At 48.5% G+C, this 21,238-nt stretch carries 24 protein-coding genes; 18 read left to right on the forward strand and 6 right to left on the reverse strand.

Annotated elements, in window-relative coordinates:
* Positions 1–228: 228 nt before the first annotated feature.
* The 4 genes from MPET_RS12610 to MPET_RS12625 form a co-directional block, all read right to left on the reverse strand.
* Positions 229–1,638, reverse strand: a complete 1,410-nt coding sequence (locus MPET_RS12610) for a hypothetical protein (RefSeq protein WP_013330416.1) — start codon at positions 1,636–1,638, stop codon at positions 229–231.
* A gap of 85 nt (positions 1,639–1,723) precedes the next feature.
* Positions 1,724–3,088 carry a hypothetical protein gene (locus MPET_RS12615; protein ID WP_013330417.1) on the reverse strand — a complete coding sequence of 455 codons (1,365 nt, stop codon included), beginning with the start codon at positions 3,086–3,088 and terminating at the stop codon, positions 1,724–1,726.
* A gap of 28 nt (positions 3,089–3,116) precedes the next feature.
* Positions 3,117–4,472, reverse strand: a complete 1,356-nt coding sequence (locus tag MPET_RS12620) for a hypothetical protein (RefSeq protein WP_048130858.1) — start codon at positions 4,470–4,472, stop codon at positions 3,117–3,119.
* Position 4,473: 1 nt separating this feature from the next.
* On the reverse strand, positions 4,474–5,805 hold the full coding sequence (locus MPET_RS12625) for a hypothetical protein (protein ID WP_225353819.1): 1,332 nt from the start codon (positions 5,803–5,805) through the stop codon (positions 4,474–4,476).
* Positions 5,806–6,264: 459 nt separating this feature from the next.
* On the opposite strand from MPET_RS12625, the gene MPET_RS12630 reads away from it, so the two are divergent.
* From MPET_RS12630 to MPET_RS12665, 8 genes are all read left to right on the forward strand, one after another.
* Entirely contained in the window at positions 6,265–7,035 is a 771-nt protein-coding gene (locus MPET_RS12630; protein WP_013330420.1) for a hypothetical protein, read from the forward strand.
* Positions 7,036–7,299: 264 nt separating this feature from the next.
* Positions 7,300–7,872 (forward strand): hypothetical protein, encoded by a 573-nt coding sequence (locus MPET_RS12635; RefSeq protein WP_013330421.1) that lies wholly within the window; start codon positions 7,300–7,302, stop codon positions 7,870–7,872.
* A 257-nt stretch (positions 7,873–8,129) separates the two neighbouring features.
* On the forward strand, positions 8,130–8,834 hold the full coding sequence (locus MPET_RS12640) for a hypothetical protein (protein WP_013330422.1): 705 nt from the start codon (positions 8,130–8,132) through the stop codon (positions 8,832–8,834).
* 10 nt (positions 8,835–8,844) lie between these two features.
* Entirely contained in the window at positions 8,845–9,675 is an 831-nt protein-coding gene (locus MPET_RS12645; RefSeq protein ID WP_013330423.1) for a winged helix-turn-helix transcriptional regulator, read from the forward strand.
* Positions 9,676–9,828: 153 nt separating this feature from the next.
* A complete protein-coding gene (locus MPET_RS12650; RefSeq protein ID WP_013330424.1) occupies positions 9,829–10,074 on the forward strand; it encodes a hypothetical protein in 246 nt (81 codons plus the stop codon).
* 251 nt (positions 10,075–10,325) lie between these two features.
* Positions 10,326–11,210: a metal-dependent hydrolase gene (locus MPET_RS12655; RefSeq protein ID WP_013330425.1), complete on the forward strand. Its 885-nt coding sequence runs from the start codon at positions 10,326–10,328 to the stop codon at positions 11,208–11,210.
* Between the two features lie 73 nt (positions 11,211–11,283).
* Entirely contained in the window at positions 11,284–11,565 is a 282-nt protein-coding gene (locus MPET_RS12660; RefSeq protein WP_013330426.1) for a DUF7557 family protein, read from the forward strand.
* Positions 11,565–11,837, forward strand: coding sequence for a type II toxin-antitoxin system RelE family toxin (locus MPET_RS12665; RefSeq protein WP_013330427.1), 273 nt, complete (start codon positions 11,565–11,567; stop codon positions 11,835–11,837). Before MPET_RS12660 ends, MPET_RS12665 begins: the two co-directional genes overlap by 1 nt.
* A 16-nt stretch (positions 11,838–11,853) precedes the next feature.
* Here the strand turns inward: MPET_RS12665 and MPET_RS12670 are convergent, their stop codons facing one another.
* Entirely contained in the window at positions 11,854–12,288 is a 435-nt protein-coding gene (locus tag MPET_RS12670; RefSeq protein WP_048131159.1) for a PaaI family thioesterase, read from the reverse strand.
* Between the two features lie 116 nt (positions 12,289–12,404).
* On the opposite strand from MPET_RS12670, the gene MPET_RS12675 reads away from it, so the two are divergent.
* From MPET_RS12675 to MPET_RS12685, 3 genes are read left to right on the forward strand one after another with little or no spacing between them, the layout of a single operon-like run.
* Positions 12,405–13,118: an epoxyqueuosine reductase gene (locus tag MPET_RS12675; protein ID WP_013330429.1), complete on the forward strand. Its 714-nt coding sequence runs from the start codon at positions 12,405–12,407 to the stop codon at positions 13,116–13,118.
* Positions 13,119–13,158: 40 nt separating this feature from the next.
* Entirely contained in the window at positions 13,159–13,731 is a 573-nt protein-coding gene (locus MPET_RS12680; RefSeq protein WP_013330430.1) for a GrpB family protein, read from the forward strand.
* Between the two features lie 54 nt (positions 13,732–13,785).
* The gene (locus MPET_RS12685) at positions 13,786–14,202 is read left to right on the forward strand and encodes a pyridoxamine 5'-phosphate oxidase family protein (RefSeq protein ID WP_013330431.1); all 417 of its coding nucleotides are present in this window, start codon (positions 13,786–13,788) and stop codon (positions 14,200–14,202) included.
* Between the two features lie 88 nt (positions 14,203–14,290).
* Here the strand turns inward: MPET_RS12685 and MPET_RS12690 are convergent, their stop codons facing one another.
* Positions 14,291–14,641, reverse strand: a complete 351-nt coding sequence (locus tag MPET_RS12690) for a winged helix-turn-helix transcriptional regulator (protein WP_013330432.1) — start codon at positions 14,639–14,641, stop codon at positions 14,291–14,293.
* A 189-nt stretch (positions 14,642–14,830) separates the two neighbouring features.
* Between MPET_RS12690 and MPET_RS12695 the strand changes: the two genes are divergently transcribed.
* From MPET_RS12695 to MPET_RS14675, 7 genes are all read left to right on the forward strand, one after another.
* Complete coding sequence (locus tag MPET_RS12695; RefSeq protein ID WP_013330433.1) at positions 14,831–15,403, forward strand: flavin reductase family protein; 573 nt, start codon at positions 14,831–14,833, stop codon at positions 15,401–15,403.
* A 36-nt stretch (positions 15,404–15,439) separates the two neighbouring features.
* Positions 15,440–16,258: a nitroreductase family protein gene (locus tag MPET_RS12700; RefSeq protein WP_013330434.1), complete on the forward strand. Its 819-nt coding sequence runs from the start codon at positions 15,440–15,442 to the stop codon at positions 16,256–16,258.
* Positions 16,249–17,064 (forward strand): carboxymuconolactone decarboxylase family protein, encoded by an 816-nt coding sequence (locus MPET_RS12705; protein ID WP_225353820.1) that lies wholly within the window; start codon positions 16,249–16,251, stop codon positions 17,062–17,064. The genes MPET_RS12700 and MPET_RS12705 overlap by 10 nt, the downstream gene beginning before the upstream one ends.
* Complete coding sequence (locus tag MPET_RS12710) at positions 17,061–17,729, forward strand: flavodoxin family protein (RefSeq protein ID WP_013330436.1); 669 nt, start codon at positions 17,061–17,063, stop codon at positions 17,727–17,729. The genes MPET_RS12705 and MPET_RS12710 overlap by 4 nt, the downstream gene beginning before the upstream one ends.
* Positions 17,730–17,870: 141 nt before the next feature.
* Positions 17,871–19,415 carry a beta-ribofuranosylaminobenzene 5'-phosphate synthase gene (locus MPET_RS12715; protein WP_013330437.1) on the forward strand — a complete coding sequence of 515 codons (1,545 nt, stop codon included), beginning with the start codon at positions 17,871–17,873 and terminating at the stop codon, positions 19,413–19,415.
* Between the two features lie 200 nt (positions 19,416–19,615).
* Complete coding sequence (locus tag MPET_RS12720) at positions 19,616–20,497, forward strand: carotenoid biosynthesis protein (protein WP_013330438.1); 882 nt, start codon at positions 19,616–19,618, stop codon at positions 20,495–20,497.
* A 67-nt stretch (positions 20,498–20,564) separates the two neighbouring features.
* A complete protein-coding gene (locus MPET_RS14675; protein ID WP_013330439.1) occupies positions 20,565–21,227 on the forward strand; it encodes a class I SAM-dependent methyltransferase in 663 nt (220 codons plus the stop codon).
* The last annotated feature ends 11 nt before the right edge of the window (positions 21,228–21,238 follow it).

Here is a 21,238-nt window from a genome sequence, read left to right on the forward strand (position 1 = left end):
AGGAGTTCCATATCTTTTTCATTAAAACAAACATGACCAGAGACAGATCGCCTTCTCAGTTCCCCGGATGTACGCAAAAAAGTACCTGTACATATATCTATAATATAATCCTATTATCAAAATCAAAAGATGAATATCAAATTTTTATTTTTGTAACAACCATTACACCCCAGATGTAAGCGTGCAGTAAAAATGCAGATGTCCAGCCAAAAAAAAAGATCCCGCTCCTCACCCCTTCCTCCATAACGAAAAGGCAAAAAGAGCAAAGACGATCAATACCGCAAGGCCGGGAACGACGAGGAGAACGGGAGTCTCCCTCGTCTCCGGGGCGGAAGTCGCCGGTAAAGTTGTCCCGGTTTCACTTGTCCCTGTTGGATTTATGTAAGGATTCAAATCGACAAACCAGATCTCGTACTCGTTCGGATCATATCCCGGATAATCCTTCGGGTATGCCCTCACAAGAAGCTGGCCCGCATCGAACTCTATGATATCTCCGACTTCGAATTCGTCGTTTCCTGTGATTCGAATCTCTTTCTTCTCCCCGTCCGGGATATGGTAGAGGAAGATCATGTCGTTGTTCTTGTAGATCAGGAAATCCCCGTCGACAGCAGAAGCATAAAGCCCGAAATCCAGGTTTTCGTCATTCGTATCTATTGCAGTATTTTCGAGAGTATCCAGATCGGTTGCATAAAGAATGCTCCCGAAATGATCGATGCCCCCTTCGGTGGTTTTTCTTCCCTTCGTCCAGACGAAAAAACTGTCTGAAAAACAGTCCTGGTCGAGATTCACTCTTTCATTTGAGGCAATATCCGTTGTACCCGGAACCTCGATCCGCCCGACCTCTCCTCCTGCAAGAACAGGTTCAAGATCGAAGACAGCGATACCCTCGCTACGCAGGCGATCACCCGGTACCGGGGTGGGGATACTGATACTTTCGGAAAGAGTCGCAACCATATACTCCCCGAATCCCATCGGATCGTCAAGATCTGTCCGGTTGTCGATCAGTACCAGTTTCCCTGTGTCATGCGAATACACGTGCATACTCATAACCTCGGTAAACGGCCCATCTTCAAAATCCGAAGAGCCCTTTGCGACAACAAGATCGTTGTCTGCCAGCAGTTCATCCGTGTAGAGACGATCGGATACCTGTTCGTTACTTATTCCGTCAAAATCGAACAAACCCCGGCTGGATGCCGACGTCCCCGTAGGAGTCGTAGTGTGTATTGCAAGAGAATAATAGACGACGCCATTGGAGATATCAAGAGACCTGATATCCATCCAGAACGAGATCCAGTTATCTTTTTTTTCGGCAAGCTCCGTGGTATCGAAGGTCTTCGTCTCTCCCGTCACACTGTCCCAGATGTACACGAGCGGGTCACCGCTTTTGCTGTACGCAACCTCTCCGTTGCTGAGTCCGGCATGTGATGTTTTGTCATCTGACGGGACATAAGGGAAATGTACATCATCGTCTCCGTCAACATACGTATAAACGGTCTCGATTACCGGAAATTCCTCTGCATTGACAGGAATTGCAATGAATAAAAGGAGAACTGCCATTGAAAAAATGAATATTCCGAAAGTGCTGCACCATCTCTTTTCTGAACCAGGCTTTCCCGAAATCCCGGACCGGATTGTCATCTAATAAACAGATCTTTTTCCGGTTATATAGCGATTATTCCGAAAGCATCTACACGAAAACCGGGATAAAAAATGATAGATCCCTCTACCTTCTCCCCCGCGATCCCGCGAAAAGAGCGGCGGCAGCCGGAAGTGCAGCCAGTGACACCAGAGGAGACAGCGGGGTCTCCGCAGTGACAGGGCTGTTGTTTCCCCCTCCAGTATTTCCGGTCTCCGCCGCACTCCCGGCATCAGGGTTAATAACCGTATTCAGGTCGATAAACCAGATCTCGTACTCGTTCGGATCATATCCCGGATAATCCTTCGGGTACGCCCTCACGAGAAGCTCCCCCTCGTCGAACCCGATTATATCCCCCACCCTGAATTCGTCGTTTCCGGTGATCCTGATCTCCTTCCTATCCCCGTCCGGGATATGGTAGAGGTAAATATGATCCCCTTTCCTGTAAGTGAGATAGTCGCCATCGACGGCGTACGAATAAAACCCGAAACTGTCAAAAATATCCCCCGGCTCATTTATTTCCTCAACCGGCTCTTCTATTCTGTCAATAACAGTGTCTTCCAGGGTGTTCAGGTCGGTTGCATAAAGTATATTCCAGCCATCTTCACCTGAACCATTGGCATTGGCAGATACCTCTTTCGACCAGATTAGTATGTCACCTGAAAAACAGTCCCGGCTGACTATCATGCTCCCTTCCTTATACGAATAACCGGTCGACGACGGAATTGTAACCGTCTCCACAGATCCTTCACTAAAATCCGGGGGAAGCCTGAAGACCGTCACCCCGTCTTCCGGGATTCTTACACCGGATTCGCTGGAAAGTACAGTTATTGCCACCGCAGCATTGCCGTCCCCTAACCCGATATGATCATTGGTTTCCCCACAATCATCTATGGTGATCATCTCCCCGGTATCGCGGGAATATATCCGCAACCGGTTCAGGTTTGTAAATTCTTCCCAATCATACCAGGAGAAATCCTCTATCAGAACAAGATCATTATCTGCGCACAGGTTGACCACAAGATGATCGAATATCTTCTCGTTGTTTTCCCCGTCAAAACTGAACAATCCTTCCGTAGAAGCACTTGTACCTGTAGGTGTCGTCTTATGCGTTAAAAGAGAGTACCAAACCACACCGTCGGAGATATCAAGACACTTAATCTCCATCCAGAAAGAAATCCAGTCATCCTTTTTTACGGCAACCTCGGTGGTGTCGAAAGTCTTCGTCTCGCCCGTCCCGCTATCCCAGATGTAAATGAGAGGGTCTTTGTCTTTACTGTAAGCAATCTTTCCTCCACTCAAACCCATATGAGAAAATTTGTCACCAGCAGGATAAGTGAAAACATCACATGAATCTCCGTCGACATACGTGTAGCCGGTTTCGATTGTCGGGTACTCTTCCGCTCCGGCGGGAATCGCAAGAAGAAAAAAGATGACTGCTATTGAGAGCATTGAGAATCTGAAAGTGCAGTGCCTCACTCTATCTTTTCCCCTGCAAAACTGCGAAAACGACAAACACCGCCACCAGTGCAAATACTGAAACAGAGGGAGATAACGGAGTCTCAGGATTCCCCGGTTCATTACTTCCGGTCTCAACAGCCCCGGTCTCACTCGCTTCAGCTTCAACCGGATTAATAAACGGATTCAAATCCACAAACCAGATCTCGTACTCGGACGGTTCATAACCGGGATAATCCTTCGGATACGCCCTCACGAGAAGCTCGCCTTCGTCGAACTCGACGATATCACCGACTTCGAATTCATCGTTTCCGGTGATTCGGATCTCTTTCTTCTCCCCGTCCGGGATATTGTACAGGAATATCCCGTCGTCGTTCTTGTATATCAGGTAATCACCGTCAACAGCATAGGCATAAAGCCCAAAATCCGGATGCTCATTCGTATCTATTGCAGTATTTTCAAGAGTATCCAGATCGGTTACATAAAGAGTGCTCTGATATTGGCCATTATCACCATCTGAGGTTTTCACGCCCTTTGACCAGACAAAATATCTGTCTGAAAAACAATCCTGGTTGACATTCACCTTTTCATCAGATGAAATCTCCGTTGCATCAGGAATAACAATTTCTTTAACTTCTCCGCCTGCAAGTGCAGGTTCTATATCAAAGACAACAATTCCATCATTTTGAACTCGATCGCCAACTGTCTCGGAAATCGAGCTAAGGGAAAGAACCGCAACCTTATACTCCCCAAATCCCATTGGGTCATTGATCTCCGTTCGGTTGTCAATAGTAATTATATCTCCACTGTCATGAGAATACACTCGTAACCGCATATTTTCGATATGAGGTTCCCCATCAAAATATGAAAAATCTTTTACCAAAACAAGGCTATTATCAGCCAAAAGTTCATAAATAAAATGCTGTGAAACAATGTTTTCATTATTCGCTCCGTCAAAGCTGAATAATCCCTTCGATGATGCACTTGTGCCTGTAGGTGTAGTCTTATGTGTTGAAAGAGAGTAATACACTGCACCTTTGGATATATCGAGACACTTAATCTCCATCCAGAAAGAAATCCAAGTATCCTTTTTTTCAGCAATTACGGTGGTATCGAAAGTATTTGTCTCACCAGTCCTATTATCCCATATATAAATAAGAGGGTCCTTGTCTTTACTATATGCAACCTCTCCATTGCTTAGCCCCATATGTGACAATTTGTCAACCGAAGGATAAGTGAAAACATCACATGAATCTCCGTCAATGTAAGTGTAACCGGTTTCGATTGTCGGGTACTCTTCCGCTCCGGCGGGAATCGCAAGAAGAAAAAAGATGACTGCTATTGAGAGCATTGAGATTCCGAAAGTGCTGTTACTCACTCTATCTTTTCCCCTGCGATCCTGCGAAAACGACGGCCGCCGCCACCAGTGCAAATACTGAAACAGAGGGAGATAACGGAGTCTCAGGATTCCCCGGTTCATTACTTCCGGTCTCAACAGCCCCGGTCTCACTCGCTTCAGCTTCAACCGGATTAATAAACGGATTCAAATCCACAAACCAGATCTCGTACTCGGACGGTTCATAACCGGGATAATCCTTCGGATACGCCCTCACGAGAAGCTCGCCTTCGTCGAACTCGACGATATCACCGACTTCGAATTCATCGTTTCCGGTGATTCGGATCTCTTTCTTCTCCCCGTCCGGGATATGGTAGAGGAAGATCCGGTCATCTTTCCTGTAAATAAGATAGTCACCGTCGACGGCGTACGAATAAAACCCGAAACTGTCAAAAATATCCCCCGGCTCATTTATTTCCTCAACCGGCTCTTCTATTCTGTCAATAACAGTGTCTTCCAGGGTGTTCAGGTCGGTTGCATAAAGTATATTCCAGCCATCTTCACCTGAACCATTGGCATTGGCAGATACCTCTTTCGACCAGATTAGTATGTCACCTGAAAAACAGTCCCGGCTGACTATCATGCTCCCTTCCTTATACGAATAACCGGTCGACGACGGAATTGTAACCGTCTCCACAGATCCTTCACTAAAATCCGGGGGAAGCCTGAAGACCGTCACCCCGTCTTCCGGGATTCTTACACCGGATTCGCTGGAAAGTACAGTTATTGCCACCGCAGCATTGCCGTCCCCTAACCCGATATGATCATTGGTTTCCCCACAATCATCTATGGTGATCATCTCCCCGGTATCGCGGGAATATATCCGCAACCGGTTCAGGTTTGTAAATTCTTCCCAATCATACCAGGAGAAATCCTCTATCAGAACAAGATCATTATCTGCGCACAGGTTGACCACAAGATGATCGAATATCTTCTCGTTGTTTTCCCCGTCAAAACTGAACAATCCTTCCGTAGAAGCACTTGTACCTGTAGGTGTCGTCTTATGCGTTAAAAGAGAGTAATAAACCACACCGTCGGAGATATCAAGACACTTAATCTCCATCCAGAAAGAAATCCAGTCATCCTTTTTTACGGCAACCTCGGTGGTGTCGAAAGTCTTCGTCTCGCCCGTCCCGCTATCCCAGATGTAAATGAGAGGGTCTTTGTCTTTACTGTAAGCAATCTTTCCTCCACTCAAACCCATATGAGAAAATTTGTCAGTCGCAGGAAAGGAGAAAAGATCACACGTATCTCCGTCGACATAGGTGTATCCTGTTTCGATTACAGGAAATTCCTCCGCGCTGGCGGGAATCACAATGAAAAAAAGGATGACTGCTATTAAAAGAATAAATGCTCTGAGAGTGCGGCAACACCCGCTTACCGCATCCACATCATCGGAAATCTCAGACCAAATCATCTACTGAATAGATAATTTTTCTCATTATATAGCGTTTATTCCGAAAGTACCTACAAATAAATTTTTTTGTTAAAACAATGTAGATACTTTCGGAATAATATTTATTTTAAATTATATCTTACCGCGATCTTGTGAACCACATGTCCAACACTGCATCTGAAATAAAAATTTCAACAAATTGATACTTCCCAAACCTGATTTTCAGGAAAATAAGAAGATATACCGATCGCAGGTGTGATTCACACCATGGCCGAAGATATGAATCATAAAACAGGGCTACTAAAAATTGTTGGGAATAATTGATCAATATTACGGAATTCAGATCTATTCGGCAAAAACTAAAAAAAGATGATAAAAATGAATTCAAAAGCAATAAAATTTTCAATAGCTGCCTGCCTCATCCTATTGATAGTTGCCGTATCAGGAGTTGCAAGTGCATACTCTATATCGGCACAAGCAGACGAGAAACAGCTTGAGATCATAAATGAGATCTACGGGCAGGATATGACACAGGGAGAATTCTGGGAAATGGTTTTTCCAGAAGAATATGCATTAATGAAAAAGAATCTCTCAGATGAAGAGTTCAAAGAATTCTGCAGCACAGAGAAATATTGGGGAGATGACTACCAGGAGTTACCCTACGGAGCTAACGTATGGGACAAGAACGGCCCGGTCTCCCTTGCATCACTCACCGAAGAACAGAAAAGCAGTTATGGCCTTGAAAACCTGAAAACAGATAATAGTGGATATATCATACAGGGATCAAATTCTGAAGCAAGTTATCTTGTAGACAAATTATGCACACTACTTGACAGTAAGAGTGCGCTTGTATTATATGCAGATAATCTTGGGAGAAGTGGTTCTTCAATTACCTATAGCGGCTCAGGTAAAGTTTCAGGATATACAACTTCAACATCATTAACTCTAACTGTTGAACTGTACGGAGATGACTCAAGAGTTGCATATGTTGAACGTTATGGAAAAAAAGGTGAAACTGTTACAGCAAGTTCTGCTCATGCAAGTCCAAGAACAGGCGTACTGTACCAATCTAAAGTTACCGGAACATCGACAAATCCCAGTCTCTCTGGTTACACCTGGTCGCCGGCAAGACAGTGGCCGTTTAGTTAAAGTATATTGATGAGAGACTGGCATGGCAGTTAAACTCTGACTGCACAGCGCCTCGATCAAACCAAATCCAAAAAAAGGGGGGCCTGAAAAGCTCCCCCTCTTATTCTGTTACCTGAAAAATTTACAAAATAAAATCAAAAACACCGTCCCGTGTAGATACTTTCGGAATAATGCATATTTAAGCTTCAATCTAATCATTGCCTGTAGATTGCCGGCATAGTGCATGCAGGCAACTGACATACAGACAAAAAGGAGACGGAAGACATGAAAATAAACGGACTGAAAATAACCGCAGCGATATCATTTCTGCTGCTGATCTGGGCGGTAACCGGAGCCGCGGGTGCGTACTCCATATCCGCCGAAGCGAACGAAAGCCAGCTTGAGATCATAAAGGAGATCTACGGGCAGGAGATGACACAGGGAGAGTTCTGGGCAACAGTGTACCCCGAAGAGTACGCGATGATGAAAGAGAACATGTCGCCTGCAGAATTCGAAAACTTCTCGAACATGGAAAAATACTGGGGGGACGACCATCCAGAACTCCCGTACGGCGCTAATGTGTGGGACGAAAACGGGCCGGTGAACCTCAACGAGATAAGCCCGGAGGAAAAAGAGGAATTCGGACTGGATGGAGTAATCGTCGACGACAGCGGGTACATCATACTCGGTTATGACAACGACGTCGAAGGAGCAAAAGCAAGGCTTGAAAGCTACGGGGACGTAAGCGGGGAAAATTTCCTCTCGGCCCTTGCAACAGCAGGTATTTACGGGAACTCACCGCTTAGTATCTCCGCCGGGATGATCGAAGCACTCACAGGATTCTTCAGGATCGCCTGAAAGACAAAAACGTTTATGAAACAAAGGTTTCATGGACTGTTTCATGTAAATCACAACGTGATTTTCATGTAAACAATTCACCTCTTTTTTTCAAAACTACGAAGATAAGATGACAGAAATCACCGTGTAGACGGTTTCGGAATAATGCCTATATATGACCCACATTATATAGTTCATTCATTATTCAAAAACCCCGACTGCCGGTAAAAATACCAGGTAGTTTTATGTTGCAACAAAATTCAGAGGGCAGGCGAAAGATGTTTAAAAGAAGAAAAACCGGAATAAAATGCCTCTTCATTGTTCTTGCTTCGGCCCTCCTCATCTCACAGGCAACAGTCGCGGAAAACCTGACAGGAGAAGAGAACGACATAATCGATCCTATAAACGAACTCTATGGGAAAAATATCACGAACGGCGAATACCTCGAAGCTGCAAACCCCGGATACCTCGAAACCCTGAGAGGGGAGATGGGCGAAGATGAGTTCGAAGAATATTACAACACGCAAAAATACTGGGGAAACAAAAACCCGGAACTTCCTTACGGCGCAAACCTGTGGGACGAAAACGGACCGGTGAATCTCAGCGCATTGAATGAAACGGAGAAAGAGAAGTACGGGCTGGAATCGGCCCTGATCGGGGGCGACGGTTATGTCGTCCTCGGGTACATGAAAAGAGAGATCGAAGAAGACGAATCGATCCCGTTCTATAAACAAATGCCCGAAGGAGTTGAAAACTTCACCTGCGATCTCAACTGGATCAATCCCGAAAGCGAACTGAAACTAACAATATTTGCACCCGACGGAATGATGGGACCGTATTACGACGATTCCGACGGGCTCACAAACAGCAGGATCTTCTTCAGGATTTCAAGACCGCAGGGTATCGAAAGCGGGGAGTGGTATGCGGTTATCGAGGCAGAAAAAACAGAAGAAGAGCAGCCGTTCATCTTCCTGATGTATTGAGGTATGATATATGAGAAACAGCCGGAATAAAAAAGTCGCTTTGTGGTTTTTCACGGGGGTATTTATTATAATATTCTCCGCCTTTACGACCGGGGTTTCCGCGATCGAGACCGGCGGGTATGTCGTTGAACCGGCATACGGCATTTCACCCGATTATACCTCAATTTATTTTGGAGAACTCTCAGGCGGTTATGACTTCCTTGAAGGACCCGGACCAGAGCAGATAGAATTTCAGGACCTTCCCCTGGCAATCATTCTCATCCTTCTCGGAATAGGAATTGCCGCATTCATGATCCAACCCCTGAAACTGTTTTTATCAGGAAAAATTGCACTTATTCCCGGGCTGTCCAGGTTAAAGAAGACGAATCTCCTGGACAACGAATCCCGGAGAAAGGTATACGAGACAATTCTTCAAAATCCCGGCATACAGCTTTGTGAAATTGAGAAAAAGACAGATCTTACCAACAAGAATGCCGAATACCACGTAAAGAAACTCCTGGGCCACAATATGATCGTATTCAGGCAGACTTCGAGAGGAAAGGGATATTTCAAAAATTCCGATTCATATTCATCAGAAGAAAAACTGCTCTACATCCATTCCAAAAATCCTACAGAGAAAAGAATAATAGAAATAATCCACGAAAATCCCGGAATTACACGAAAGGAGCTCAGCGAAAGGATACATATCTCCGCACCCTCGATAAGCTGGTACATCGCAGGGCTTATCGGGGACAATATCATCCGGAAGGAAAAGAAGGGAAACAGGGTCCATTATTATGTCAGCGAATACCTGAAGAACGACCTCTTCAACATAATCGGAGCTGAGAGCACCGTTGCCTGAAAAAAAATTACAGGCAATTCACAAATTAAATCCAATCGCCAAAAAAAACACTTTTCTCAAAACGGACATCGATATAAATAATCCCGGATCAAACCGCAATGAATCTCCTTCCCGGAAATCCGGAGGGAAGAAATCAAGCGGGATGATAAGAAAATGGCAAAGGAAATCAAAATCGAACCGGGTCTCTCTTTTATGGATAACAACGCCGGAAAAATTCCAAACGACCTCTTCGAAAAAGATCATCTTTACAACTTTGCGGTGTTTGCAGCAGTTTGCAGCAGTTTGCGGAATCGTGCTGCAAACAAAACAATCATAGTACAAACCCCGTTTCAGTTTTCTACCACAAAAAACGATTTTAAAATTATGTTTGCAGCAAAACGAAAAAAGCACACAGTATGAAAAAGAGGCGTTGGTAAAAGAAGTGCTTTGTGTGCTCCCATATTTTTCCGCAAACTACAATGATAATAATAAAATATTCAATAATATGTACAATAAATAAAAACTAAGCTCAATTTAATCTTTTTAACTTTGCAGCAACTTGCTGCAAACATGCTGCAAACTGCTGCAAAGTTGCAAACAAAACAGTCAAAAGATCCGAATCGTTCAGGATCACCGCAATTTTTTATCACATCAGCCGGTGAAAGAGATCTATGGACATCCTGACGCATGCCTTCTCCGTGATCTTTCTCGGCGGGAACCTGGACATTTTCCTCGTCTGCTTCGGCGTTGTCGGGACGATCCTCCCCGACATGGATATCCTCATGCACCGCTTGTCCGGCAGGGACCCCCTCCTGTATATCTTCTCCCACGGCGGGATCACGCACAGCATTGCAGGGTCGATCCTTATTGCGATCGTCGCTTTTTCTTCGATCTGCCTCATGCAGCTCGCCGGGATTCTGTCTCTCCCGTCAGATCCCGGATTCTGGATCTCAGGACTCGGGATGATCGTCGGCGGAGCACTCCTGCACATAACTCTCGACTACCTTGCCTATCCCGGAATACCCCTCTTCTTCCCGCTCTCGGACAAAAAATATACACTCGGAATATTCCCCGGCCCGAGTCTCTTTCTTACGATTGCAAGCGTCGTATTTCTCATACTGCTCATTTTGGGATTTGCAGGAGCGGCGGACATATACCTCTGGGGGATCGTCTTCTTAGGAATCATAATTTTTTCATTAATAAAAAAAGGTCTCGTCGCCGGCAGGTTCAGGGGAAAAGAGACGATTCCGACCTTTCACCCCCTGCACTGGATAATCGTATCCGAAGACGATCGCGAATACACAATCAGCCGATATTCGATTACCGGTGGAGTATACGGGGAATCGGCATACAAAAAAAGTGAAAGTGTCGGAGAAGAAGAGATCGAAGCACTTGCAGACGACCCGGAGATGAAAAGACTCAGGTACTCTTCGTACCTCGTCGTATTCGAACGCAGTGAGGGAAAGATCAGGGCATACGATCCCCTGAGAGTTTCGGGACTGATGTTCTATCCGCCGGATTACCGCGAGTATGTAGCTGAACTGCCTGAGTCATGAACTTCCGTAATTTTGGATCAAAATCTGATATACCATCCAAAATTCTATAATGCATACCTGCGCATACTAATGTATGCAATCCACTTCAATCAGGATTCGATCTGATACGAGGAACAGTCTTTCCCGGCTCAAAAAACATCCGAGGGAATCCTTCGATGATGTTATCAACCGGCTCATCGAATCGACGGTCGACGACGAACCCCTGAGCGAAGAGAGCCTTCAGGCGATCGAGAAATCTCTCAAAGAATATCGCGAGGGGATCTACTATACTCACGAAGAGATCCTCGCCGACCTTGGCGTTGCCGAAGAGAACGACAAGGAATACGATTATAAAAAGAAAGAGAACGATGCCTGATGGCATTCCGGCTCAGTTATTCGTCATCCGCCCGACATGCACTAAAAAAAATTCCACGCGAAATCTCCCTCAGGCTCGTATCCGAACTCAAGAGTCTCGCGGAGGAAAAAGATCCCGCATTCTTCCTGAAGAATCTTCACGGATTCGACAACCCTCCGCTTTATTCACTAAGGATCGGGCGTTACAGGGCTGTAATGTCCGTTCTCGACGATGTGATGATCATCCACGTAATCGAGATCGGGCACCGGAGCAGTGTATACAGGAGATTTTAGAATTTATTATTCCATATTACAATATTTTTTCAGGCCGGGGCGTCCTCCGGTAGACCATCCCCTGGAAGATCGCGATCTTCCTCTCCTCGTCGTCCGTAATCGTAACAGTATAAGATGCAAGCTTGTGGTTAAGTGCGAACTCCTCCGCTTCCGCGATAAGAACCCCGTCCCTTGCGGCCGTCATATACGTAATATTGGCGTTGATCGCCGACGCATCGATCCCATGCGAGTTCGATGCAAGGGCAAATGCCACATCCGCAAGAGTAAACAAAGCCCCCCCGTGAACAGTCCCATGGCTGTTCCTGTGCGAATCACGAATCTTCATGGACACGGTCGCCTTTCCGGGAGAGACCGACACAAGCTCCATCCCCATATCCCTCGCGAATAAATCGTCAGCGAAGAACTCCCTCGCTTTTTCCTCTACATTCCCTTCAGTACCCGGTGCTGACATATGAAAAGATTTCAGGCCGGGCATGAAAAAGGTATCCGGGCATATCCAATAAGATATACAATTACAATAAAGAACAGCCGGAATAAATAAAGTTTAGAGAAAGGTCGAAAGAAAATATGCAATCCGAAATAGACAGGGAAAAGATCATGGAAATCGCCGAAAGATTCGGAGCCGACCTCTGCGGCATAGCCCCCGTCGAAAGATTCCGCGACGCACCAAAAGGCTTCCATCCATGCAATATTTTCAGCAGGACGAGATCGGTCCTTGTTTATGCAAAGAGAATCCCGAAGACCATTCTCGAAGCGGAGAGCTGCATACCTTATACTACCGTAAACAACACCCTGACGCAGGAGACCGACAGGCTAGGGCTGAACCTCTCGCTCGCACTCGAGGATATGGGCATAGCTAACGTCATGATCCCCTCCGACGACCCGTTCGACTCATGGGATGAGGAAAGATGCCACGGGATGGGCGTGCTTTCGCTCCGCCATGCCGGATATCTCGCGGGCCTCGGGCGTATCGGGAAGAACAACCTGCTCATCAACGAAAAATTCGGGAACATGATATACCCCGGCGCCCTTCTCCTCGCAGAAGAGGTCACTCCCGATCCCGTCGCAACATATGATGCCTGCCCGGAAAAATGCAACCTCTGCCTGAAAAGCTGCCCGCTCTCGGCACTCGACGGAAAGACAGTCGATCAAAAGACATGCAGGCCGCTCTCGAACTTCAAGACCGAGAAGGGCCTTACACTCCAGAAATGCTGGATATGCAGGAAGGTCTGCCCGAATGCGACAGGGATCAGGAAAAAGAGTTCGGAAAGCCCGGACTGATACCGCCTGAAAAATATGAGCAGTTCAATAAAGTGAGACCATGATAACAGATGAAGACGAGATAAAAAGACTCGGACGGCTCTACCCGATAATACTCTCGGACTACAACCCCGCATGGCCGGAGATCTACGCCGCGGAAAAAAAGCACATCGAAGATGTTCTCGGTGCCGGAAATATCGCGGGGATAACCCATATAGGGAGCACTTCCATCAAGGGCATGACGGCGAAGCCGACGATCGATATCCTGATCGAGGTCCGCGACGGCCTTGAAGACGAACGTATAATCGCCGCCCTGACAGGTATCGGGTACGGCTACGACCCGCAGCCACAGAACCCCCCGCCCCATATGATGTTCATGAAGGGCTACGGGGAGGAAGGCTTCGAAGGGCAGGCATATCATATCCACGTCAGGTACGAAGGCGACTGGGACGAACTGTATTTCAGGGAGTACCTCTCCATGCACCCCAAAGCGGCGGAAGAGTATGCGGATTTAAAGCACCGGCTCAAAGAGAGCTATGAATTCAACAGAGAGGCCTATACGAAAGGCAAGACGGAATTTGTAAGGATTACGATAAAAAAGGCACGGGAAGAAATTAAGAAGATCCCATTATAATCCCGACCCAATCTTTTTTTATATCACATGTATATGTTACAACTGTGAGAGATCATGGATATCGATACATGCATTAAATTCGCAACCGAAAACCCGATCGCCTGGGTCGCGACCGACGACGACGGCCAGCCCCGCGTAAGGCCGCTCGGGATGTGGTTCGCGGACAAGACGGGATTCTACTTCCAGGTATGGACGATCAAAGACATCTACAAACAGATTGTAAAGAACCCGAACATCGAGCTCGGGTTCATAGGCGAAGACAACGGAAGAGTCCTCCGCGTCGCAGGGAAGGCGGAATGGATCGAGGACATCGACCTGAAGAAGAAGTCGCTCGAAGACCGGCCGTTCCTCGCCGACCTCGGCCTAAAACCCGACAGCCCCGAACTCGTCCTCTTCAGGATCGCCAAAGGCGAGGCGTACTTCTGGACGATGGAGACGAATCTCGACCCGAAGAAGAAGATCTACTTTTGAGGAAGTGAGCCTTCATAAGATCCGTTTTCACATTATATTTCTGTTCAAAACCTGTGATCTGTCTCATAAAGTCCGATTATGCTGTACATTATTTATCGTCTTGATCTTCGTTACAACCGGTCCCCAGATACTTAGAGCCCCATTCGCATAAAGCCTCAAGGACAGGGATCAGGGTCATCCCGAATCCGGTGATCGAGTACTCGACCCGCGGCGGAACTTCGGGATATACAGTCCGGAGAATTATCCCGTCCTCCTCCAGTTCACGGAGCTGCTTCGTGAGCATCTTGGCGTTCACACCCGGAAGAGCCTTTTGCAGTTCGGAAAAACGCATAACGCCGTCGCCGAGTTTCCATAGTATGAGTGGTTTCCATTTGCCGCCGATTACGTCCAGTGCCGCCTCCACCGAACAGTGGTATGTCTTTCCGTTCTTCCTGTACATGATCGTCCCTGTTTTTCGAATAGGTTTCAAAATTGAAAGCTGCTTTCACAAAACGCTGTATACAATATTTATTCGACTGAGGCGTATTTTACCCTAATGGCTGTTACAGCCTTTGCTGAAAAAATGCCCGCGTACATCGTGCGCACGGCATTTTAAGGATAATGAAACTACGGAAAAAGAGTGATCAAAATGGAAATAAAAAAAGAAAAGATCAACAGCAATTTCTTCATCCCTATGCCTGTCGTACTCGTCGGAGCACAGGTGAACGGGAAAGCGAACTTCATGACTGTCGGGTGGTGCACCCGCGTCAATGCCGCCCCGCCGATGATAGCCTGCGCAATCGGAAACAACCACTATACTCCGAAAGGGATCGCGGAGACGAAGACGTTCTCGGTCAACATCCCGTCGACGTCCATGATCGAAAAGACAGACTACTGCGGTATTGTGACTGGTGCGAAGACGGACAAATCCGGCGTCTTCGAAATATTCTACGGAGAACTGGAGACTGCCCCGATGATCTCCGAATGCCCGGTCTCGCTCGAATGCCGGCTTGTTCAGATCGTGCCGCTCGCAACAAACAGTATTTACATCGGAGAGATCGCCGGGGCATATGCAGACGGCCGTGTGATCAGAGACGGAAAAGCTGATTTCACTGAGATCGACCCGGTCATCCTGACCATGACGGACAACAGTTACTGGTCACTCGGGGATCACGCGGGTGATGCCTGGAGCGCGGGAAAAAAGTTAAAGAAGACGGGCTAAACCGAATGTAAATACGAAAAACGGAGAGTAAAAGATATGGAAACGATAACAGTCGACGAAGAACTATGCACGAGATGCGGGATCTGCTCCGAAGCCTGCCCGACGGGCATTGTCAGCCCTGCGGGAGAGAATACTCTCCCCGGTGTTCCGGGTGAAATGTCGGAAAAATGCATTCGCTGCGGACACTGCGAGGCGTTCTGTCCTACAGGAGCCCTGATCCTGAACTTTAGCCCGGAGGAAAAGGAAGATCTTCCCGCCGGCGCTGGAGAGATCTCCGCGAATGAGATCGGGTTCTACCTTAAAAAACGCCGTTCGGCAAGGATGTATAAGGCAGATCCTGTACCCCGTGAGAAGATCGAGGAACTCCTGGACGTGGCAAGATATGCACCGTCCGGGGAGAACGGCCAGCCTGTCGAATGGATTGTCGTCCACGATCCGGCTAAGGTGAGAAGAGTTGCGGATCTTACAGTCGAATGGATGAAGAACCTTGTTGCAGCCGGCCACCCGATGAGCAGATTCTTTTCGGCCATTATAGGGGTTTACGAAGGAGGCTACGATGTCATCTGCCGCAATGCCCCTCACATGATCTTCGCCCATATCCCGGAGAACAACCCGATCGCCCCGGTCGACGGGATTATCGCCCTTACATACTTCGATGTCGCGGCACCTGCGGCCGGGATAGGAACCTGCTGGGCCGGATTCGTCGCGATGGCAGCCTCCGAATATGAACCGCTCCAAAAGGAGATCGGGATTCCCGTCGGCAGGAAATGCGCCTACGCGATGATGTTCGGCTATCCGAAATACATGCCGCAGAACATCCCCCGCAGAAATCCGCTTAAAGTCACGTGGAAGTAGAGATTACCATGACCGATTATGCAAAAGCAGGACGGGAAAAACTTCTGGAGATCGACGGTGAAGCCGGCGTCCGGGTTGAAGAGACATTAAACCGGATTTGCCCGGATCTTTCCCGCTATCTTATAGAATACTCATTCGGCGAGATCTACGCCCGCGAGGTGCTAGACAACAGGACAAAAGAGCATGCCGTAGTCGCGGCACTGACCGCCATGGGTACCGCGGCCCCCCAGCTCAAAGTCCATATTCATGCAGCTCTCCATGTCGGCTGCACACCTGAAGAGATCCGCGAGATCATCATCCAGATGTGCGGCTACGCCGGTTTTCCCGCGACCCTCAACGGGATGCAGATCCTCATGGAAGTACTGGAGGAAACGGGGCGGACACTTTCTTTGGAGTCTGTTCATGCAGGATCGGAGGGCAGGTACGAACGGGGGAAGAAATTCCTGGCAATGATCGCACCGGAACAGGAGAGAATTCTGAAGGAGACCTTTGATCCCATAAATCCCGACATAACAGGATATGTAATAGCGTTCGGGTACGGCGATATCTACGCACGGGGGATTCTCCCGGTGAGGAGCAGGCAGGTAGCGACCATCGCCGCACTTGCCGCCATGGGCACTGCACCTCCGCAACTGAGGTTCCATATAGGCGGAGGTCTGCGGGCAGGCCTGACCGAAGAGGAGATTGTCGAGATTATGATCCTTATCTCCGTCTATGCGGGCTTTCCGGCAGCACTGAACGGAATCCTTGCAACCCGCGAGGTTGCGGCAGCCCTGAAAGACGAGATGAGGAGCTCACGCGAATGAAAGTCATCGCAGTCAACGGGAGCCCGAGGAAGAACTGGAATACGGCGACCCTTCTCAAAAATGCCCTCGAAGGAGCCGCTTCGAATGGTGCTGAGACCGAACTGGTTCATCTTTACGATCTCGACTACACGGGGTGCACGAGCTGCTTCGCCTGCAAGCTAAAGAGTGGAAAGAGCTACGGGAGGTGCGCAATAAATGACGAGCTCGAATCCGTTCTCGAAAAAATCGCAGGGGTCGATGCACTCGTTATCGGGTCGCCGGTATATTTCGGTGATGTCACGGGAGCGATGAGATCTTTTCTCGAAAGGCTCTTTTTCCAGTATCTTGCATATACGAACCCCCCGTCATCGCTTTTCGGAAGAGATATGAAGACGGCGGCGGTCTACACGATGAACGCACCCGAAAAACAGGCGAAAGAACTGAACTATGATGCCGTTTTCGGTTCGATTGAAAACGTAATGGTAAGGATATTCGGAAGTTTCGTGGGAAGAGTGTGCTCGTACGAGACGCTGCAATTCGAAGACTACGACAAAATGGTCTTCGATCTCGCCGATCCCGGGGCCAGGCGGGAGAGGCACAGGACGGTCTTTCCCGAAGATTGTAAAAAGGCATTAGAACTCGGGAAAAGGCTTGCATCACCGGGTGGGGCGGACACCGGGATCTGAATCCCTTTTCTCTTTCTTTTTTGCGGCAGCCTTTCCGGTGCAGGATCTTTTACCGATGCGGTTCCGGGCATCGACAACCATTATCTGCTATAAGACAGACTTCTAGTGTTAGCACGGTAGCCGATATAAAAATGGAAACCTATGAAATCATTCAATATCGCATATAACCTCCAAAAGCTGGAAGAGGAGGTCGGGACTCTCTCTCCCATGCAGAAGATCCTCCTCGGCACCGACGGTTCGGTGACCACCCTTCTTGAAAATGTACTGGGCTGCGAGGTTACGGTCCATACTCTTTCCCAGGAAGTGGTGCCCGCCGGCGAAACTGTCGCCGCATCCCTTGAGATACCTCTGGGAGAGCCTGTCAATCACCGCATCGTAACGCTGAACGAGGGCGAAACCGAAAAGGTGCTCCTTTACGCGGCTTCTGATTCCCCCATATCCCGTCTTGAACCCTCGTTCAAAGACGATCTCATGCTGGCGGATATTCCTATCGGGCGTATAATGAAGATGCACCACATTGAGTCGCGGCGCGAACTCGACGACGTAAGGGTCTGCCGTGCGGGGGCCGGGGTCAGCGACGTCCTCGGCGTCTTCCGCCACGAACCCCTGCTTTCCAGGCGTTACCGGATTATCACCGGCGGAAAACCCCTGATCTCTATAAGGGAAACCTTCCCTTACTCCAACTTTACGGAGGAGAAACGGGTCATTGTCGAGGCGCCTGCACGGATTCACATGGGCTTAATCGACATGAACGGAAGTTCAGGGAGAGTCGACGGGGGCATAGGCCTCTCGGTCGAAGATCCGGCCATAGTCGTCGAGGCGAAAAGGAGTGACGGTATCCAGATAAATTGCGGCGGCGATGACTTCGGCAGGATGGAAAAAACCGTAAAAGATGTAATTGAAGCGCTCGGGGTAAAGGGCGGTGCAGAGGTTACTCTTCATCATACCTATCCCGGCCACATCGGCCTCGGCAGCGGCACCCAGCTCAGCCTCGCCACCGCCCGTGCGGTCAGCGAACTCTACCGCCCCCTTCCCGTAAGGGAGATCGCGGCGATCTCGGGAAGGGGCGGAACATCAGGGATCGGCACTGCAGCATTCGAGTCGGGCGGCTTCATTCTTGACGGAGGACACCGTTTCGGTCCGGCAGGAGAAAAATCCGATTTCAGGCCGTCATCGGTTTCGGCGGGTGTTAAGCCCGCTCCTGTTCTCTTCAGGCACCCGTTCCCCGAGGACTGGAAGATCCTTCTCGCAATACCCGATATTCCGGAAGGTGCAAACGGGAAGGCCGAGGTCGACATATTCAGGAAGTATTGTCCAGTGCCGGTCGCCGATGTCCAGGCTCTCTGCCACACGATCCTGATGCAGATGCTCCCGGGCATCATTGAAAAAGACCTCGACCTCTTCGGCTCGTCGGTGAACGCGATCCAGGATCTCGGCCTCAAAAAGGTGGAACACAGCCTGCAGTCGCCTCTCATCCGCGAATTAATGGACGCTCTCAGGACAACGGATGCCGCGGGGATCGGTCTGAGCTCCTTCGGCCCGACCGTCTACGCCGTCGGCGATACCGGGATGCAGGATTCTCTTAAGGCTGCAGAGCAGGCGATGGCAGAGACAGGCGGTTCGGCGTTTCTCACCCGTGCCCGCAACCGCGGGGCGGATATCCGGACATCCGCCGAAAGTTCGTAGTATTGCGGCTTTGTTCTTATGACCGCAGATCTTACGGCATATTGTCCTCCTGCCCCCGGCGACAGTCGAGATGCACCGGGTGCACTAGTCCTTAAGAACCATTTTGATGCCTGAATCACGGGGTCCGGGCAGGAAAATATTTATACCAAAAAAACAGTTTGGAACTGTAAAAGCTGTAAAATTAATGGGGCGGCTTAGATATGGCAGAAACTGGTGTTGATAACAAATACTTTGTACCGGCAGGAGTAGCATTTCTGGTTCTCACCGTGATCCTCGTCACGATGAAAACCGTCACCGGCTTAACGATCTTCGGGCTTTCGAGCACGATAGTAATCGCGATCTTCGCATTCTGGCACGGTACCATCAGGTACGACTGGAAGAAGATGCTCTTCTTCTTCGTCTTGATATTCATCGTGAGCTGGACGTATGAGACGGTGAGCATCCTGACCGGGTTCCCGTTCGGGCATTACAACTATTCCACCGGCTGGAGTCCCATGCTGGGGCTCGTCCCGGTCATGATCATGCCCGCATATTTTGCAATGGGATATCTTTCCTGGACGATCGGATCGATACTGCTCGATAAGAGAGATTCATCGGTCGGCGGCTGCGGGATTATACTCCTGCCCGTGATCTCTTCATTCGTGATGGTTATGTGGGATATCTGCATGGACCCGATCAACTCTACGATCGACAGGCTATGGGTATGGCACAACGGCGGCGTCTACCTCGGAGTTCCGTTCGTAAACTTCCTGGGATGGTTCCTGTGCGTGTTCACTTTTTACATGATATTCGTCTGCTTCCTGAGATATTCGGATACAGAGAAGAGCCCGGGCACTTCGATATCACTGAAGGCGTTCTGGATTCTGCCGGTGCTCCTCTATGCTTCAAGGACGATCGAATTCTTCGGGGACTTTGCACTCGGGTCCAATTACGAAGTTACTGCCGGAAACGGGCATGTATACTGGACGGGGGATATCTACGGAACTCTCGCACTAATGACTATTTTTACGATGATCTTCGTAGCATTCTACGCGATTGCGAGAGTTTATCTTAAAAATAATCATGCTTCTGAAGAGGATTGAAAATCCTCCGCAAAATAATTTCATATCTCCTGTCGATATATTCAGTTAAATATTCGGAATAGATCAAATGCCCGTTATACCTGAAGATTACGACAGGAAGATGAAGTTTTATGTCATGCCTTTTCTGTATAAGACCACGTCGGGCATCCACCGGAATGAAATGAAAGAGTTGCTTGCGGATTTTCAGGACTGCCGGGCGCTCGACATCGCCTGCGGAAACGGGCTCTGCGAAACGATCCTCGGCAGGACGAATGAATGCACCGGACTTGACATCTCGCCGGGAATGCTTGCGGAGGCAAAAAGAAGGCTCGATTCGGAGACGATCCCTTTCAGCCCGGTCAGGGGTGATGCGATGAAACTCCCGTTCAGGGATGAGTCATTCGATCTCGTGACATGTTCGCTCGGGCTGCATTTCGTTCCCGGTATCGGGGAAGCGATAAACGAGGCGGGCCGTGTCCTGAAGCCGGGAGGAGTCTTTGTGTGCTGTTCGCCGGTTATGGAGAGCGGCCTTTTCGTCGATTTATACTGGAGATATTACTACAAAAAAGGAAAATTCAACGCCCCGATATATGAAAAAGATCTCCGGGAGGCGTGTTCGACTTTTGGTCTCAGATACGTGAGGCACTCGAAAAATGGAAAACTTCTGTATTTTACTGCAAGGAAGGAGCCGGCTGCCGTGATCCTGTCCTCTTCTGCTCAGGATTCCCCGGCATGTAGAGAAATCCTGTAAAAAGAATATAA

Origin of the sequence: Methanolacinia petrolearia DSM 11571 (genome assembly GCF_000147875.1) — an archaeon.
GTDB classification, from domain to species: domain Archaea; phylum Halobacteriota; class Methanomicrobia; order Methanomicrobiales; family Methanomicrobiaceae; genus Methanolacinia; species Methanolacinia petrolearia.

Bases quoted from the DNA above. Each gene is read 5' to 3' on its own strand.
- MPET_RS12610 (WP_013330416.1), bottom strand. From the start codon at position 1,638: ATGACAATCCGGTCCGGGATTTCGGGAAAGCCTGGTTCAGAAAAGAGA.
- MPET_RS12615 (WP_013330417.1), bottom strand. From the start codon at position 3,088: ATGCTCTCAATAGCAGTCATCTTTTTTCTTCTTGCGATTCCCGCCGGA.
- MPET_RS12630 (WP_013330420.1), top strand. From the start codon at position 6,265: ATGAATTCAAAAGCAATAAAATTTTCAATAGCTGCCTGCCTCATCCTA.
- MPET_RS12635 (WP_013330421.1), top strand. From the start codon at position 7,300: ATGAAAATAAACGGACTGAAAATAACCGCAGCGATATCATTTCTGCTG.
- MPET_RS12640 (WP_013330422.1), top strand. From the start codon at position 8,130: ATGTTTAAAAGAAGAAAAACCGGAATAAAATGCCTCTTCATTGTTCTT.
- MPET_RS12645 (WP_013330423.1), top strand. From the start codon at position 8,845: ATGAGAAACAGCCGGAATAAAAAAGTCGCTTTGTGGTTTTTCACGGGG.
- MPET_RS12650 (WP_013330424.1), top strand. From the start codon at position 9,829: ATGGCAAAGGAAATCAAAATCGAACCGGGTCTCTCTTTTATGGATAAC.
- MPET_RS12655 (WP_013330425.1), top strand. From the start codon at position 10,326: ATGGACATCCTGACGCATGCCTTCTCCGTGATCTTTCTCGGCGGGAAC.
- MPET_RS12660 (WP_013330426.1), top strand. From the start codon at position 11,284: ATGCAATCCACTTCAATCAGGATTCGATCTGATACGAGGAACAGTCTT.
- MPET_RS12665 (WP_013330427.1), top strand. From the start codon at position 11,565: ATGGCATTCCGGCTCAGTTATTCGTCATCCGCCCGACATGCACTAAAA.
- MPET_RS12670 (WP_048131159.1), bottom strand. From the start codon at position 12,288: ATGTCAGCACCGGGTACTGAAGGGAATGTAGAGGAAAAAGCGAGGGAG.
- MPET_RS12675 (WP_013330429.1), top strand. From the start codon at position 12,405: ATGCAATCCGAAATAGACAGGGAAAAGATCATGGAAATCGCCGAAAGA.
- MPET_RS12680 (WP_013330430.1), top strand. From the start codon at position 13,159: ATGATAACAGATGAAGACGAGATAAAAAGACTCGGACGGCTCTACCCG.
- MPET_RS12685 (WP_013330431.1), top strand. From the start codon at position 13,786: ATGGATATCGATACATGCATTAAATTCGCAACCGAAAACCCGATCGCC.
- MPET_RS12690 (WP_013330432.1), bottom strand. From the start codon at position 14,641: ATGTACAGGAAGAACGGAAAGACATACCACTGTTCGGTGGAGGCGGCA.
- MPET_RS12695 (WP_013330433.1), top strand. From the start codon at position 14,831: ATGGAAATAAAAAAAGAAAAGATCAACAGCAATTTCTTCATCCCTATG.
- MPET_RS12700 (WP_013330434.1), top strand. From the start codon at position 15,440: ATGGAAACGATAACAGTCGACGAAGAACTATGCACGAGATGCGGGATC.
- MPET_RS12710 (WP_013330436.1), top strand. From the start codon at position 17,061: ATGAAAGTCATCGCAGTCAACGGGAGCCCGAGGAAGAACTGGAATACG.
- MPET_RS12715 (WP_013330437.1), top strand. From the start codon at position 17,871: ATGAAATCATTCAATATCGCATATAACCTCCAAAAGCTGGAAGAGGAG.
- MPET_RS12720 (WP_013330438.1), top strand. From the start codon at position 19,616: ATGGCAGAAACTGGTGTTGATAACAAATACTTTGTACCGGCAGGAGTA.
- MPET_RS14675 (WP_013330439.1), top strand. From the start codon at position 20,565: ATGCCCGTTATACCTGAAGATTACGACAGGAAGATGAAGTTTTATGTC.